The sequence below is a fragment of the Paenibacillus sp. FSL M7-0420 genome (genome assembly GCF_038002345.1).
Taxonomy (GTDB): domain Bacteria; phylum Bacillota; class Bacilli; order Paenibacillales; family Paenibacillaceae; genus Paenibacillus_AQ.
The window spans coordinates 632187-648115 of the sequence record NZ_JBBOCJ010000001.1 but is presented as its reverse complement, the minus strand read 5'-3'; the positions used below and the strand labels follow the sequence as shown (position 1 = coordinate 648115).

At 54.4% G+C, this 15929-nt stretch carries 12 protein-coding genes and 1 rRNA gene; 3 read left to right on the top strand and 10 right to left on the bottom strand.

The features are described 5' to 3' along the window. Positions 1 to 277: 277 nt before the first annotated feature. Positions 278 to 1838: ribosomal RNA gene (locus tag MKX51_RS02770) — 16S ribosomal RNA — on the bottom strand. A gap of 400 nt (positions 1839 to 2238) precedes the next feature. On the opposite strand from MKX51_RS02770, the gene MKX51_RS02765 reads away from it, so the two are divergent. Then, entirely contained in the window at positions 2239 to 2364 is a 126-nt protein-coding gene (locus MKX51_RS02765) for a DUF4023 family protein (protein WP_076081926.1), read from the top strand. A 121-nt stretch (positions 2365 to 2485) separates the two neighbouring features. Here the strand turns inward: MKX51_RS02765 and MKX51_RS02760 are convergent, their stop codons facing one another. The 3 genes from MKX51_RS02760 to MKX51_RS02750 all read right to left on the bottom strand — a co-directional run bounded on the left by MKX51_RS02760 (position 2486) and on the right by MKX51_RS02750 (position 5092). Beyond that, complete coding sequence (locus MKX51_RS02760; RefSeq protein ID WP_340991123.1) at positions 2486 to 3616, bottom strand: IS4 family transposase; 1131 nt, start codon at positions 3614 to 3616, stop codon at positions 2486 to 2488. 94 nt (positions 3617 to 3710) lie between these two features. Next, entirely contained in the window at positions 3711 to 4427 is a 717-nt protein-coding gene (locus tag MKX51_RS02755; protein WP_340944084.1) for a hypothetical protein, read from the bottom strand. Between the two features lie 107 nt (positions 4428 to 4534). After that, positions 4535 to 5092 carry a GNAT family N-acetyltransferase gene (locus MKX51_RS02750; protein WP_340991122.1) on the bottom strand — a complete coding sequence of 186 codons (558 nt, stop codon included), beginning with the start codon at positions 5090 to 5092 and terminating at the stop codon, positions 4535 to 4537. Positions 5093 to 5373: 281 nt separating this feature from the next. Between MKX51_RS02750 and MKX51_RS02745 the strand changes: the two genes are divergently transcribed. Continuing rightward, the gene (locus MKX51_RS02745; RefSeq protein ID WP_340995479.1) at positions 5374 to 6912 is read left to right on the top strand and encodes an acyl-CoA synthetase; all 1539 of its coding nucleotides are present in this window, start codon (positions 5374 to 5376) and stop codon (positions 6910 to 6912) included. Positions 6913 to 7048: 136 nt separating this feature from the next. Here the strand turns inward: MKX51_RS02745 and MKX51_RS02740 are convergent, their stop codons facing one another. Together MKX51_RS02740 and MKX51_RS02735 are read right to left on the bottom strand one after the other, a co-directional pair. Further along, entirely contained in the window at positions 7049 to 7621 is a 573-nt protein-coding gene (locus MKX51_RS02740; protein WP_340991121.1) for a hypothetical protein, read from the bottom strand. A gap of 101 nt (positions 7622 to 7722) precedes the next feature. After that, positions 7723 to 8163 carry a HEAT repeat domain-containing protein gene (locus MKX51_RS02735; RefSeq protein WP_076081929.1) on the bottom strand — a complete coding sequence of 147 codons (441 nt, stop codon included), beginning with the start codon at positions 8161 to 8163 and terminating at the stop codon, positions 7723 to 7725. Positions 8164 to 8384: 221 nt separating this feature from the next. On the opposite strand from MKX51_RS02735, the gene MKX51_RS02730 reads away from it, so the two are divergent. Then, the gene (locus MKX51_RS02730) at positions 8385 to 9305 is read left to right on the top strand and encodes an NADP-dependent oxidoreductase (protein ID WP_340991120.1); all 921 of its coding nucleotides are present in this window, start codon (positions 8385 to 8387) and stop codon (positions 9303 to 9305) included. Between the two features lie 74 nt (positions 9306 to 9379). Here the strand turns inward: MKX51_RS02730 and MKX51_RS02725 are convergent, their stop codons facing one another. The 4 genes from MKX51_RS02725 to MKX51_RS02710 all read right to left on the bottom strand — a co-directional run bounded on the left by MKX51_RS02725 (position 9380) and on the right by MKX51_RS02710 (position 15901). Further along, a complete protein-coding gene (locus MKX51_RS02725; RefSeq protein ID WP_340991119.1) occupies positions 9380 to 10693 on the bottom strand; it encodes an ABC transporter substrate-binding protein in 1314 nt (437 codons plus the stop codon). A 162-nt stretch (positions 10694 to 10855) separates the two neighbouring features. Beyond that, positions 10856 to 11626: a response regulator transcription factor gene (locus tag MKX51_RS02720; RefSeq protein ID WP_340944090.1), complete on the bottom strand. Its 771-nt coding sequence runs from the start codon at positions 11624 to 11626 to the stop codon at positions 10856 to 10858. Then, entirely contained in the window at positions 11619 to 13421 is a 1803-nt protein-coding gene (locus MKX51_RS02715; RefSeq protein WP_340991118.1) for a sensor histidine kinase, read from the bottom strand. Before MKX51_RS02715 ends, MKX51_RS02720 begins: the two co-directional genes overlap by 8 nt. Positions 13422 to 13564: 143 nt before the next feature. Further along, complete coding sequence (locus MKX51_RS02710) at positions 13565 to 15901, bottom strand: FAD-dependent oxidoreductase (RefSeq protein ID WP_340991117.1); 2337 nt, start codon at positions 15899 to 15901, stop codon at positions 13565 to 13567. Positions 15902 to 15929 lie beyond the last annotated feature (28 nt).

Here is a 15929-nt window from a genome sequence, read left to right as displayed (position 1 = left end):
TGTGTTTTCCCTAAGGAAAATCACGGTAGCAACTAATAACTATTTCCACTTGCTTACACAAGTTTCAGCTAAAAGATGTTCTAAAACGCAAATTCGTTTCGGTATCCAGTTTTCAAGGATCAAGTTGCTGTAAGTTCGGGTCGAACACAACTGTGTCGATCGAAGTTACAGACGGTTGAGAGCTTAAACTCTCAAAACTGACCAACGAGTGAGTAACTAGCCGACCGGCTAGATTTAAGATTTGAATGTCTTCGTTGCAGAAGACGATTCTCCATAGAAAGGAGGTGATCCAGCCGCACCTTCCGATACGGCTACCTTGTTACGACTTCACCCCAATCATCTACCCCACCTTCGGCGGCTGGCTCCCTTGCGGGTTACCCCACCGACTTCGGGTGTTGTAAACTCTCGTGGTGTGACGGGCGGTGTGTACAAGACCCGGGAACGTATTCACCGCGGCATGCTGATCCGCGATTACTAGCAATTCCGACTTCATGCAGGCGAGTTGCAGCCTGCAATCCGAACTGAGACCGGCTTTGCTGGGATTGGCTCCACCTCGCGGCTTCGCTTCCCGTTGTACCGGCCATTGTAGTACGTGTGTAGCCCAGGTCATAAGGGGCATGATGATTTGACGTCATCCCCACCTTCCTCCGGTTTGTCACCGGCAGTCACTCTAGAGTGCCCAGCTCAACCTGCTGGCAACTAAAGTCAAGGGTTGCGCTCGTTGCGGGACTTAACCCAACATCTCACGACACGAGCTGACGACAACCATGCACCACCTGTCTCAACTTTCCCCGAAGGGCACCTGATGCATCTCTGCTTCGTTAGTTGGATGTCAAGACCTGGTAAGGTTCTTCGCGTTGCTTCGAATTAAACCACATACTCCACTGCTTGTGCGGGTCCCCGTCAATTCCTTTGAGTTTCAGTCTTGCGACCGTACTCCCCAGGCGGAGTGCTTACTGTGTTAACTTCGGCACCAAGGGTATCGAAACCCCTAACACCTAGCACTCATCGTTTACGGCGTGGACTACCAGGGTATCTAATCCTGTTTGCTCCCCACGCTTTCGCGCCTCAGCGTCAGTTACAGCCCAGAAAGTCGCCTTCGCCACTGGTGTTCCTCCACATATCTACGCATTTCACCGCTACACGTGGAATTCCACTTTCCTCTTCTGTACTCAAGTCACCCAGTTTCCAGTGCGACCTCAGGTTGAGCCCAAGGTTTAAACACCAGACTTAAATAACCGCCTGCGCGCGCTTTACGCCCAATAATTCCGGACAACGCTTGCCCCCTACGTATTACCGCGGCTGCTGGCACGTAGTTAGCCGGGGCTTTCTTCTCAGGTACCGTCACTCCGGTAGCAGTTACTCTACCGGACGTTCTTCCCTGGCAACAGAGCTTTACGATCCGAAAACCTTCATCACTCACGCGGCGTTGCTCCGTCAGGCTTGCGCCCATTGCGGAAGATTCCCTACTGCTGCCTCCCGTAGGAGTCTGGGCCGTGTCTCAGTCCCAGTGTGGCCGTTCACCCTCTCAGGTCGGCTACGCATCGTCGCCTTGGTGGGCCGTTACCCCACCAACTAGCTAATGCGCCGCAGGCCCATCCCCAAGCAGCAGATTGCTCCGCCTTTCATTCTCTCCTCAGGAGAAGAAAGAAATTATCCGGTATTAGCTACCGTTTCCGGTAGTTATCCCAGGCTTGAGGGCAGGTTGCCTACGTGTTACTCACCCGTCCGCCGCTAAGTTTGAAAGGAAGCAAGCTTCCTCTCACACTCCGCTCGACTTGCATGTATTAGGCACGCCGCCAGCGTTCGTCCTGAGCCAGGATCAAACTCTCCAAATTGGTATTTAGAAAGAGCGATTGCTCATTTTGAAACATCTGACGAGAATTTACATTCTCTCATTTTGGATCTCACCGAAGTGATTTCCGATACTCACTCGTTGTTCAGTTTTCAAAGATCAAGCTCGTTGTCAGCGGCGATGTTATCGTCACCAGCAACTCTTATAATATATCACATCCAGCCGATCAATGCAAGCTCTTTTTTTAACTTCTTGTTCGAGCTCGGCGTTGATGTTTCGCGGCCAGAAATAGAATATATCACGGATAGAGATTCATTACAAGCATTATTTTATAACCATCATCTTAGAATGATATCAGCCGCCAATGGACAGAATAACCGAATATCTAAACGTTTGCTTGGAAGCCTCCAGCCTACGTTATCTAACCTTCTAGGGGGATTGTTATGGACACTCATGAATTCGTGGAGAAGTTCCAGGAGAATCAGCGTAAAGCGCTAAAGAACAGAAAACGCGGTAAAGGAACTCCCGGAGCAAGACTGGCCAATAAACAGCATAGCTCTAACAAATAACGGTGACAAAACAAAGCAGGGATGTCTGCGCGGCCAGTTACGGCTCTGCGGACATCCCTTTTGCATTTCTGTTCTATAGAAGCAGGAGTAATTATTTGCTCAGGCGTGTTGATTACCCATATTATGGGATGACAAAAACACCTAAATGTTCTTTACGCCTGAGCTGATTAAGCTGAACCTGCCACTCCAGCGGAAGATTAAATATACGCCAGTACTGCATAAATTCCCAAAGAGTCAGCTTAGCAAAGACCGGTACCTTCGGATGAATTTCATCAAAAATGTATTTTAGAAGCACATATGCGGTAAGGGCCACAAACAATTGGCTATACACTGCATTTTCGGTGTTTCCAAACAGACAAGGGACATTCAAATGCTGTTTCACCCAGCGGAAAAAGACTTCAATCTCCCAGCGTGCTTTGTAAATTTCAGCAATCACGTGAGCGGACTCTTTTCTCAAATCAGTGACGACCCGTACGACTTCGCCCCGGTCATTTTCAAATTCAACGACGCGGTGGCGCTGGGCGGATTGGTGTTTCCCTTGACCAATATAACAGGTGATATCGCGTACAATTTTGGTATCTCCTTCCGCCGGTCGCTGAAGCTTTCGCGGTAACACCAAGTGGAGATTGTCTTTCAAACGAATCACAAAGGACTGACCTTGCTGCACATATTGATCCAATCGACCGATTTTTCCATATGCCCGATCCTGGACTAGAAGGTAGTCCTTATCGGCCAAGACTTCTCCAAATGGAGCGTCATTGCGCCGGGCAATCGATTCGACCACCTTCACGGGTGAATGCTGTCCATGCGAGAAGGCCACATGCAGCTTGATACCTCCTCTGAATTTTTTATACGGAGCCCAAGACATACGGGAGTTTGCCGCCGTAACCGTCGTAGAGTCAATAAGCAGAAGATCTTTAGGCAGATTCAGGTGCCGCCGGGTTTGCCGGTTACATTTCTGAACGAGCATTTGAAACAAACGCTTGAAGATATCGTAAGGCACTTCACCGGCTTTGCCCGAAAGAGTGGAGTAATGAACCTTGGGCAAATCGTAGTTCGAGCCCACCCGAGCACTTTGACGAAAGCCATCCCATTTGTGGTAGCAGGCTTGGATAAAGTAGTCGAACAACACACCGACAGTCATTTTGGTTCCGGTATCCTCGTAGTTCTCGGTTTGCCCAGTCACCATTTCGACTTCTTCCGGGGTTAATACTTGTTTGAACACGGCCAGGAATGGGGTATTATTATTCATGAGGTCGCCTCATTTCGGTTTGGTTTGGTCGTACTTACCATTACCCGAAATGGCGGCCTTTCTTGTCCCTTTTTTTGGGAAATCAACACGCTTATTATTTGCTTAGTTTCGTTACGCCTACAGCCACTTTCTCGATTTGTGCTTTGCTAAGAGCTTTGTCAGCGGAGCTGATGGTTACAAAACGGTCTGCCAGCTTGAAGGTCAGCATTGGTGTATCCGAAGGGGTGTACCATTTCGCTTCAGTTCCGTTAGAGAGCTTTACGGTAGTTCCGTCATAGTCGTAGGAATAATCACGTGGAGATACATTCACCCGCATTTTATTGAACAGGAAGCTTACGCCGTCATCGCCGCCCGCAACCTTCTGGAAGGCATCTCCGCTGACCATCTGAGTCGGGGCATAGGCTGTCTCAAAACCCTCAAAGTTCGCAAACGCCTTAGCAATCTGTTCCTTCTGTGCTGCAGTGTATTGTACCGCCGTCAGCTTCACAGCTGAACCATTATCCGGCGTTGTGCTCCCTGTTCCAGTCCCAAGGATAACCTCATTCGTGGAAGCATTGAAGGTAACCGGCACCTTCAGTGCATCTGCCATGGCCCGGACCGGAAGATACGTTGTATCCTTATAAGTGATTGGCGCCATCGTTTTGCCGTTGTTATCGACTGGGGTATAGGCGGCTCCGTTCACTTTGAACCCGATTCCGTGGTTAAGATAGGCGCTGATTTTCTGCATGTTCGTTCCTGCGTAGACCCCTGCTGAACCTGTAACGGCCATTCCGAATACCATCGTTGCTATGATCATTTTTTTGCTTTTCATTGAATATCGTCTCCCTTAGTTGTGATGTTAGTGTGTGTGTTCCTTGCTATAGACTTATTAAACCATTAACTTGTTTCTAACTTGTATCCGGATTGTAAAGAAGTAATTCAAATGCACACCCCATACACCTCTGTGTACAAAACATCTCTGAAATGGAGGAACTCCTTCATCGTCACCGGCTCCGGGTAGGTCATAATGCGCAGCGGAAGATCGGCTTGCCCTTCACGCAGCGGCGGCTGCATATAGTCATAGGGATTCAGGTAAAAGCCCAGCCGCTCGTAGAATCCGATTCTCCTCTGCTCCAGCTCCCCGTCCGGCGGCTCTACCTCAAGCAGCACCGGCTTGTCCGAATGCATAAGGTAGCTGCTCATCAGCTTGCGGCCGATCCCTCCGCTCCGGCGCTGGGGATTCACGGCAATATGCTCGATGAACCGCAGCTCGGGTAACTCCCATGCCGCCAAAAAAGCCAGTATCTGCCCCTCCGTATCCTTGCTGGTATACAGATGATAATTCGGCTGATCCAGCAAAGCCTGCTGCCCGCTGCGGGTTCTAAGCTCACTTACCGGAAACGAAGCTTCCATAATAGCGAATATTTCATTGAATTCTGATTCACTAATGCTTTCTTCATTAATAGATGTCTCATTGATCACTGTATTCTCGTCCATTGCAATGGCCTGCTTTCTGCCGCTTCGCTGCATGAAGGGCTCTAATGTATGGTTCCCTTATCCGGTTAAAAATACCTTAAGGGATTCTGTACTCACCAAGATGCTTCAAAATAAAGACTGTCACAGAACATTCTCCGGTGTCCAGTGAGCCGATTAGCATCTGGTACTAGGAGAACGTGCTATACTGTAGTCAACAGATACATCATCACGATTATATAGGAGAGGTTCATTTGGATAATCAACGTTGGATCGCACCTGAATTCTACAATCTCACTTCGGAAATGGAGCGGCATCCTGAAGATAAGATTGCAATTAAATGGTTACATGAAAATGGGAGACTGGAGCAAATCACCTATGGTGCGCTCATGGCTCAGGCTAACCGTCTCGCCGGCGGACTGGCCGGTCTCGGACTTACGCAAGGCGACCGGGTCCTGGTCATGGTCCCCCGCCGCATCATCGCCTATGCGATATATCTGGCCTGCCTGAAGCTGGGACTGGCTGTTATTCCTTCGTCCGAAATGCTGCGGGCGAAGGATCTCTCGTACCGGCTGCGCCATTCCGAAGCGCGGGCCGTGATTGTCTGGTCTGAGGCTACCGGAGAAGTCAACAAAATCTCCGATGATCTTCCCGCACTGGACTACCGCCTGTCCGTCTCCAGCGGTGCGGCTGAGCCTGAAGAAGGCTGGATCGACCTGGAGGGTCTAATGGAAGGACAAGCTGATTCTTACCCTGCGGTTGCCAGCCGCCGCGATGATATCGCCATTCTGGCCTATACCTCCGGAACCACCGGCAATCCCAAAGCAGTAGTTCACACGCACGGCTGGGGGTATGCCCATCTGCGGATCACTTCCTCCCTCTGGTTCGATATCCGTGAATCAGATACGGTCTGGGCTACAGCCGCACCGGGCTGGCAGAAGTGGATCTGGAGTCCATTCCTGACGGTACTCGGCAACGGGGCAACTGGCTTCGTCTATAACGGAGCCTTCCATCCGGAGCGCTACCTGCAGCTGCTGCAAGACGAGAAGATCCAGGTATTATGCTGCACACCGACGGAATACCGCCTGATGGCGAAGACTGAAGGTCTGGCAGAATACGACCTGTCCAATCTGCGCTGCGCCGTATCCGCCGGTGAACCGCTGAATCAGGAAGTCATTCATACATTCCAGCAACACTTCAATATTACAATCCGTGACGGCTACGGACAAACAGAGAGCACACTCATCATCGCAGCACTGAAGGATGAACCGATCCGGGTCGGCTCCATGGGCAAATCGATTGCTCCGGGCATTGTCGAGGTGATCGACGAGAACGGACATCCGCTGCCGGCTGGAGTGGTCGGTGATATCGCCGTACATCTGAGCATGCCTGCATTGTTCCAGAACTACTACAAAGATCCTGAGCGGAAAGCGAACTGCTCGCAGGGGGAGTATTTCGTAACCGGCGACCGGGCGCGCAAGGATGAGGACGGCTATTTCTGGTTCGAGGGGCGCGGCGATGACATCATCATCAGCTCGGGCTACACGATCGGGCCGTTCGAGGTCGAAGAGGCGCTGATGAAGCATACCCTCGTTAAGGAATGTGCCGTAGTCGCAAGCCCGGATGAGATCCGCGGGTCAGTCGTCAAAGCTTTTATCGTACTCAAGGACGGCCATGCCGGAACACCGGAGCTGACCAAAGAGCTGCAAGCCCATGTCAAGGAGCAGACCGCTCCCTACAAGTATCCGCGCAAAATCGAATACATTACGGATCTGCCGAAGACTACCTCCGGAAAGATCCGCAGAATCGAGCTGCGTGAGCAGGAGAAGCGCGCTAACCTGTAGCAAGAGCTAATCTGTTCAGGGAACGCTGCAAATCAGGCAGCTATATTGCCAGCTGAAACTATAAAATCCCCGTTCCTACAGTGATGCAGGACGGGGATTTTTGTGTTTTTGGACACCCAAGCGTGCAGTGCTTACCTTACTCGGACCAATACTCCGCCTCCGGGTTGAGCGCCGCGCCCACTTCGCCTTCTTTTACCAGATCGCAGTCCAGGTAGCCTTCCTCATCCAGAAAATAGACCTCCTGCTTATAGAATTCGCACAACGTCTCCAGGAACTTCTCCGGCGAATCGTACATTACCACCAAATCCCCGTAGTCGTGCAGCAGATCGCAGATCCGTTCCACGCCTTCTTCAGAGCGGTAGTAGCAGATATAATCACTTCCATAGTTCGTCAGCAGCGGCAACACGGTTCCACCGCCGGTATATCCCTTCTCCTGCAGAATCCCTGACAGTATCTTCACTTCATGGCCGTATTCCCCGATATGAATCAGCCGGTAGCCCGGAATGAACTCCAGCAGACTGGGATCTTCCTCGGCGCCGCCTGTTCCAAGAACTGTATCATAGACCGCACGCAGAAGCGCAGGTATTTCGGGTGTAAACTCTAATATCGCATCACTGCCCCCTGCCGGAGCCTTTCCCAGACTGGCGGTGTACCCGGGACGCAGCTGCGTGGACAGCTTAAGGAATTCCTGAAATGTACCGGTAAGCATGTAATCATCCTTTCTCACAAAAATATAGCGGAGCGATAAGGAACGCCCTTATCTCTCCGCTTGGTGCTGCCATGCTAATGTGCTATGTTATTTGAGATGGGTTACTTGGCAGCCGAAGCCCACATCTTCTCCAGCCACTGATCGAAATCCGCGCCCTTCTCGCCTTCATAGGCATCGTAGACATCAACCCGCATCTTCTTCAGCTTTTCTTTGAACTCTTCGTAAGAATGGTCCTTAGGCAGACTTTTCTTAATCCGCAGAATAATCTTGGATACCCCTTTGAACAGTTCAGCTTTGTTCTTCGATGGAACCTTGACCTCTTCGCCAAAAGCCACCAGCTTGTTATATGCGGCTTCTTGCACGGTATATACAGGATCGCTGATCATCAGGCGATTAAGGATATCGATAATTTGTTTGTGGTTGTAGCGGCCCAGCTCTTCTACCGCTTCAAGACGCGCTCTCCAGTCTGCGGAACGGCCGGCGGCTTTCTTCAGTTCGTCATAGTTCTCAGGCAGCTCTTGGATTACTTCTTCATTATTCAAGCGTTACAATCCCCTTCTTGGTTAAATCTGATATAGTTCAATTCTACAGTACTGTACTCGCTGATTCAATCTTTTGTCCAAACATTCGGCTGAACCGGGAGCGAAGATATCGCTTGGATGAGGGTCGAGACCGGGCATCAGGATTTTTGACTTCACCTGGCTGCATAAGTATAGTATGAACCAAAAGAGCGGCCAGCAGGACAAGGAGGTCTTACAGCAAGATGAGAGTCCTATTCCCAGATTCATTCAGCGACACCTGGAGCTTCAAAGAAATTAACGCCCCGCTTCCTGTTCCCGGTGAGTATGAAGTTCTCATCGAACTGCGCGCTGCCTCTGTTCATCCGGCGTTCCAGAAGCTTCATAATGGCCCGTTACTTACAGCCATAGCCGGAACAATAACGGATACCGGCCCGGCAGCAACCCGCTTGCAGACCGGTGACGAAGTGTACGGCCTGATAAACGCCGGAGCGGACGGAAGCTACGCAGAATATGCGCTGGCACGTGAGACTGAGCTGGCGCTTAAGCCCCGGGAGCTATCCTATGAAGCGGCGGCGGTAACCGCAGCCGCCGGGCTGCCGGCATGGCAGGCACTGGCCGCAGCCCGGGTCTCCAGCCGGGACCGCGTGCTGGTGCATAACGGCGCGGGAGCCATCGGCAGCTTCGCGGTGCAACTCGCCAAGCTGCGGGAGGCAACCGTGATTACGACGATCAGCAGCGATGCAGATCTGGACGCCGTCTGGGGCCTGGGAGCAGACCAGGCCATTAACAGCAGCGGACAGGATTTCGCAGCCATCCTGGGGCAGAGTATCGATGTGGTCATCGATACGGCAGGAGGCCGCGTGCTGGACAGCAGCTTCGCGGTGCTGGCTTCCGGCGGAAGGCTGTTCTCCACGGCCGGACCGCCCGATCCCGCCCGGGCTGCACAGCAGGGAGTTCAGGCAGGGTATATTACTCCCTCTGCTGATGCCTTCCAGCTATCCGAGCTGGCCCGGCTGATTGCCGCACGGAGGCTGAAGGCACCGGCCGGACCGGTCTTCCCGCTTAGCGAGGAAGGGCTGCAGAGCGCCTGTGAGCTTCAGGCGAGCGGGAAGGGTCCAGGCATTATTGCCATCACGATCGGGCAACGGGAACCGGGATTATAGCAAGCGAAATACCCGTACAGCCAGGAGTTTCGGATCTCCTGACGGTACGGGTATTTTGATAATAACTCTGTAGGTTATTTCCCTCTGGCGATTAATTCGTTGTGGCGCTTGCCGATGCTCTGGAAGGTCTCATCCAGTGTCTTATCCTTCAGGAAATAATGCTCCAGCTCCTCCATACGCAGGTCGTTCAGTTGAATCGGCACCGTGTTGATGTAGGTATCCTCGCCGCCGAACAACACCCGCTCCATAGACTCCAGATCGTACAGTTGTTCGAAGCCTGCAACGAGTTTGGCCTGCGTCTGGGAGTTATCAATCTTCGCCGAGGCGGGAATGCGGCCTCCCTTGGTCAGATAGGTTACGCCTTCATCCGCATACCACTGCAGGAACTTCCACGCCTCCTCTTTGTAAGCCGAGCCAGGGTTGATGGCAATGACATCGCTCAGCCCGCCTTCCAGGCGGAAGTCTTCCCTCGCTCCATCCGGGCGTGGAATGGTGGCAAAGGCAATTTTGAACTCACGCGGGTAATCGGTCAGATTGTTCGCATTGCGGAAAATAAAGTTACCGGAGCCCAGCATGGCCGCTTCCCCTTTGAGGAACGAGGCATCGACCTGAAGCTTGGTGGCAATTTGCTCGCCGTAGGCGGGCATACTTTTATCATCGTGCATCATCTTGTACCAGCTCTCCACCGAGCCGCGCGTCACCGGGCTGTCCAGGTTAGACTTGCCGTCCTTGACGAATTCATTCTGCAGCTCCCCGTCCATGCCGAAGGGGAACATGTTGGTTCCCTGAACGTAGCCGTAAGTTGAATCCTTGCTGAGCACTTTGGCATATTCCGCCAGGTCCGACTGGGTCCAGTTGTTATCCGGCAGCTTCAGCCCGGCAGCATCCAGCTTGTTCTTGTTCAGCCAGATAAAAGACTTCGAGGAGACGGTCGGAAGGCCGTAGTAGCTGCCGTCGAACTGCCACGCTTTGGCCTGCCCGCCCATAGCAGCTTCAATATCATACCCGCCCAGCTCGCTGAGGTTCTGCGCGCCGCCGGACTGCACTCTTTTCTCCAGCTGGAACTTGGCATAATTGGTATACAGATCAATATTCTCTCCGGCCACAAGCGCCGTATCCAGCTTCAGATTGCCGCTGTCATCATTGACGTAACGGACATATTCCACCTGCACTCCGGGATTCGCCTCATTCCAGGCTTTCACCATGTCCAGCGGCCCTGCTTCCTCAGGAACCCCGCCCCAGAATTTCAGCGTAATGGTCTTGTTGTTCTGCCCCCCGGAATTCGTGCCCTCAGCCGATGTGCCAGCCCCTTCCTTGCTGCTGCAACCGCTTGCAATGATCAGCAGGGCTGTAAGTCCTGCAAGCCATCCGTATCTTGGTTTCTTCATCTATCGTCAACCCCCTTGGCTATTGTCCGCAAGTCCGCTGCTGTGCAGCATCCTCCGCTTGCCTATAATGATATCAGCCCGCGCCCCGCTGCCCCATGAACGCTATTGTGATCTAATGATACAGATTTGGGATATAGCGTACGCCCGGCTAGAGGCTCCGCTTCAGGAGCGGCGGAAGTCGCTCGGAGTTTTGCCCGTCCACCGCTTGAACACCTTGTTGAAATAGTTATCGTTCGAGAAGCCGCACGCACAGGAGATCGCCGAGACCGGCAGGCTGGTGTGGAGCAGCTGATGCACGGCCGCTTCGATTCTGACCTTTTGCGTGAAATTGGTGAGGGTGAGCCCGGTCTTCTTCTTGAACAGGTTGCTGACGTAGGTCTGCTCCATATTGACCAGACGCGCCAGCTCGCCAAGCGTGTGCTCCTGTGCATAATGCTCGGAGATATAGTCTATAATGCGGTCAACCTGCGGATGCCCCGTCTTCCCCCCGGCTGTTCCGGCCGCTGCAAGCAGCGCGGTGTCCCCAAGGGTACTGAGCTTCCGCCATTTGTCCCGCTGCTCCAGACCCGCCCGCGCCCGCTCCAGCAGGGCAATCAGCCGCTCCGGCCGCAGAGAGAGCTTCAGCACATAGCCTATAGCGCCAAGCTCCAGCGCCTGCTGGGCATAATCGAACTCGGACATGCAGGTCAGCATGATGAACGGGCATTCCCAGCCGGCTTCCCGGCTGCGGCGCAGCAGCTCAATCCCGTCCAGAACAGGCATGACAATATCGGTAATCACGATGTCGGGAGGGCGCTGCTCCATAGCTTCCATAGCCTCAGCCCCGTTCGCATACTCGCCTTCTATGACAAAGCCGTATTTCTCCCAGGCAATGAGATGCTTCACCATATCCCGGGCAAACACTTCATCTTCTACCAGGTAGACACTATACATCGTCTGATTCTCCTTTGGCGTAAGGTTCGGATACAAGCAGCGGGGTGCGGATCTCGACTATCGTCCGGCCTTCTTCCCCGCTGCGGGTGAGCGTTAAGGAGGCTTGCCCCCGGTACAGCAGCTCCAGCCGCTCCCGGATATTGCTCAGCCCGATTCCTTTGCGACTCCGCCGGACCGCAGCCATGGCAGCAGCCTGCCGGGCGGCTTCAGGACCTGCGCCGTTATCCATCACGAGCATAATGAGCTCCTGCCCGCTGGCATGAATGTCCACGGTGATCTGCCCGCCGGACGCGGTGTCAGCGAAGCCATGAATAATGGCATTCTCGACCAGCGGCTGCAACGTAAACTTGGGAACCAGGGCATAGTACAGCGAAGGATCGTACTCCACATCCAGGTGATAGCGGTTGCCGAAGCGGATATTCTGAATGTGCATATAAGCCTCCATGAAGCCCAGCTCCTGCCCCAGCGGGATGAGATCCAGCTCGGTATTGAGACTGGTCTCCAGCAGCAGACCGAGCGAGACACAGATGTCGAAGGTGGTGCTGTCTTTATTTTTGAGCGCCTGGCTCTTGATCATGTTCAGGGTATTCAGCAGAAAATGCGGGTCCATCTGGGAGACGAGGATCTGGAACCGGACGGATTCCTTCTGGCGTTCCTCTACTTTGAGCCGGTAGATCAGTGTCCCGATATCGGCTATCATCCGGTTGAAGCTGGTCAGCAATTGAAGAATCTCCCCCCGGTAGCCGCTGGTGGGGATCGTCACCCTCAGCTCCTGGTCAGCGGCCCGGCTCATCTGATCGCGCAGCTTATGCAGCGGCTTGGTTACATTGGAGGAGATCAGCAGCGTAGCGGCAATGAACACCAGCGTGAGCACTACGAGGGAGACGAGCGCCGTGCGTTTGATGGTATTGGTGCCGGCAAAGACCTGCTCCAGCGAGATTTTCTTAATCAGGGTCCACTCCAGGGAAGGCATATAGCTGGCCAGGTACAGGGCTCGCTCGCGTTCACTTGTCAGATCGGCCAGCTTATCCGGGTGGAGGCGGAATTCCTCCTGGAAACGGCGGGCCAGCTCATCCGGGATCTGGGCATCGTCCTTGCTGCGGTAGATCATCTCTCCCCCGTTGCCGAGAACGAGATAGGCCGCCTGAGGATCAGCCGCGCCCGTCCACTGCTTCAGCCATTGCCTGTGGTCCATGCTGATTCTTACTGCGCCGTACGGCTCAGAGCCGGCATCCAGCAGCAGGGAATCAATCGTCAGCAGTTTGCTGCCGGAGGCAGTCTCCTTGGAGACATAGCTGTCTGTTACCTTCCAATAGTAGGAGGCCGGGGCCATCTGCTCTTGAAGTCCGGCGGCTATCTCGTTGTATACCTGTCCCCCGTCTATGGGCTTACGCGAAGTGTAATTGTAATAAGCATGTCCGGCACGGTCAGTGACGGTCAGGAAGACGGACGGCGTGGACAGGAAGAACGAGTTCGCCAGCGAGTCCAGATTGCGGTTGATTTCGCGCATGGCGGTGAAGGGAGAATGAGGCGAGTCCGAGCTCAGATACTGCTCCAGGGAAGGATTCTGATTAATCAGAATGAGTGACCGGGTCATCAGTCCGGCCAGATCCAGCAGATCCTCCCGGAAGCTGCCCATCTCGCGCTTGTTCTGTTCAACCTGCTGCTGCTTCAGAATCTGCTCAATCTGCTGGAAGCCGATCAGGCACAGCAGGGAGAACGGGATAATAACCAGCAGCAAGTATGCCGTAAAAATGCGGTATTTCAGGCCACCGGGCCACCTTAATCTCTTCATTATCCTTCTTCCCCCTTCGGCCTTGCGGCATGTTCCTGCCCAGTATAGCAGAGGATTCATTATTCAATAATTTGGATAGATAGAAAGTATTTCTCTCCGCAGACAGCCGAAAGACAGACCGCAATGCGGTCTGTCTAATTCTGTTAGTAACAACGGATTTCGTATATGGCTGCTGATGCATCGCCGTTCGTCCCGTGAATCACCACCCGCAGCCGGTCCGCCCTGAAGCTGCCGGATGCCGGTGTTAACGTGACGGTATTCCGGCGCTGGTAGTTGTCCTTGACCCTGGCAGCCCCGGTCCAGCGGCCGTCCTGCCGGAGAAGGATGCTGTAGTCTCTCACGCACTGCGGATCACGGTACAGCGGCGGGTAGTTATGGTATTCATGGAACAGATGCCCCGGGAAGCTGAGCTCCACCGTATGCACTTCCTGCGGCTGCTGCCAGCTCAGCTCCAGCCACTGCTCCTGCGGCTCCTGCGGATTGGAGCGCCACAGATTGGCTGCGCGGTAAGGGCGGGTAACACCGCTGGTCACCTGGTGCGCGGCATAGCAATTCTGCGGCGGGTCCAGCCGGAAGCTGCGGTTCTCCTTAAGGCTGCGCATCTTGCCGCCGCCGATCTCATAGGCCGAAGCATGGCCGGGAATGACCGTTCCGGCCTTGATCCAGGCCACTCCGCTGTGCGCCAGCAGATCGAGCCGCAGGTAGGAGAACGCCGGGAAGTCGCGGCCCGGCTCCAATTCAAGCGGCGCAGTAACCCATAGCTCTTCGCCCTCAGGCACCATGAACTCCAGCCTTGCCGCCGGCTCTCCCGGTTCTGTACGGTAATCCCAGATGCTCTCCACCGCATACAGAACTCCTTGAACCTGCTGCGCGGCACCGGACAGGTTGCTGAGACAGACCTCCAGCTGCCGGACCGGACGGTCGCCCACCGCGATCCACTGCCCGGTCCGCCGGTTCAGCCGGTCCCGGTCATATGGCTGCTCTGGCGCCACCTGCGCTTGCGGCTTCGTCTCGGTCCAATCCACCAGATGCTCCGCCGTTCCCGAGGAGGACGGGCCTACGCCGTAGAGCAGCGCTTCACTGCTTGCGCTAACTGCAGCCCGCCGGGCCAGATCCAGCGGATCTTCATTGACCACATTCGGCAGGAAGCAGCCGTCCCGGAGGAGCTGTTGCTGAATATGAGGAACACGGGTCGCCAGCAGCTCATCGGCGCTAAGCTGCTCCGCTGCCGCAATCGCCGCCGCGACCCCTGCCGCCTGCCCCATCAGCGCGGTTGTGCCCATGACACGCACCGTGCCGAGAGCAGCATGGGTTACGCTTACGTTGCGGCCTGCCATCATCAGGTTGTCTACATCCTTGGACATACAAATACGCAGCGGGATACCGTAAGGACCGCAATAGCTTTTGACCGCATAATCGGTGGTCTGGTCGTAATGCTCTGCGCTGCTGGGCTCACTGGTCGGTGCCAGCAGACCGCCGGGCGTATGCAGGTCGAGGAACCAGCCACCGAAGGCAATCTCGTCTTCGAAGATGGTGCGCCCTGCCGGATCATGCTCGGTCATCAGATATTTGCCCATGATGCGCCGGCTCTCCCGCTTGCCGGGCACCTGGCCGATCCAGTCCAGCGCATAGTTCGCAGCCAACTCCCGGGTCTTGGGATCACGGTTCTTGATCCAGTCCCATACTCCCAGCGTATGGCGGGTCAGCTCATGGCGGATGCGTTCCGCATCATGGATGGTGTGCCAGGGCACGCCGATCTCCAGCCACCAGTATCCGCTGCGGATATCGTAGGGCTTGCGGCCCTGATCGTAGAAGAAGCTGGCATCCTCATAGCGGATGGCCCAGTCCGGCAGCACAAACGGAACGGGCCGCCCCATATCCTTTGCCTTGAAATGAATCGAATTGCCCATCACTTCCTGATTGGCCTGCTCCGGGGCGTGCGGCTCGCCGAATTCATCCTTGCCCTCGCTGCCCATCCGCCATTCACAGCCGGCCAGGTCAGCGAGTATGCCGTCCCCGGTGCAGTCGATGAACTGCTTCGCTTCAATCAGCAGATCAGTCTCCGCGCCTGCGGTCAGGCACCGCACCGAATGAATCTTGCGCTCATGCTCCATCGCGATGTCAAGCAGCGCCGTATTCAAGTGGAAGGTGAGACCGGGGGTTCTAACCGCCATGTCATACATCGTCATATCCCATACACTGTTGGTCCAGCCGTTCTCAGTAATCCATTCATGATTGACGGCCCGTTCCTCAATCAGCAGCTCGGAGATAATACCAGTCTCCCGTCCGTAGGCATGGAAGCAGGCCGCTCCATGCGGCGACACTCTAATCTCGGAGGACGAATTGCCTCCAAACACCGGACGGTCCTGCACAAGGCACACCTGCGCTCCCTGGCGTGCGGCAGCGACAGCGGCAGAGAACCCGGCGAGGCCGCCACCCACCACTACGATGTCATAATTCTCTGTAATCTGAACGTTCATGATAGTACCTCCTGAGGCTTCATTGTCT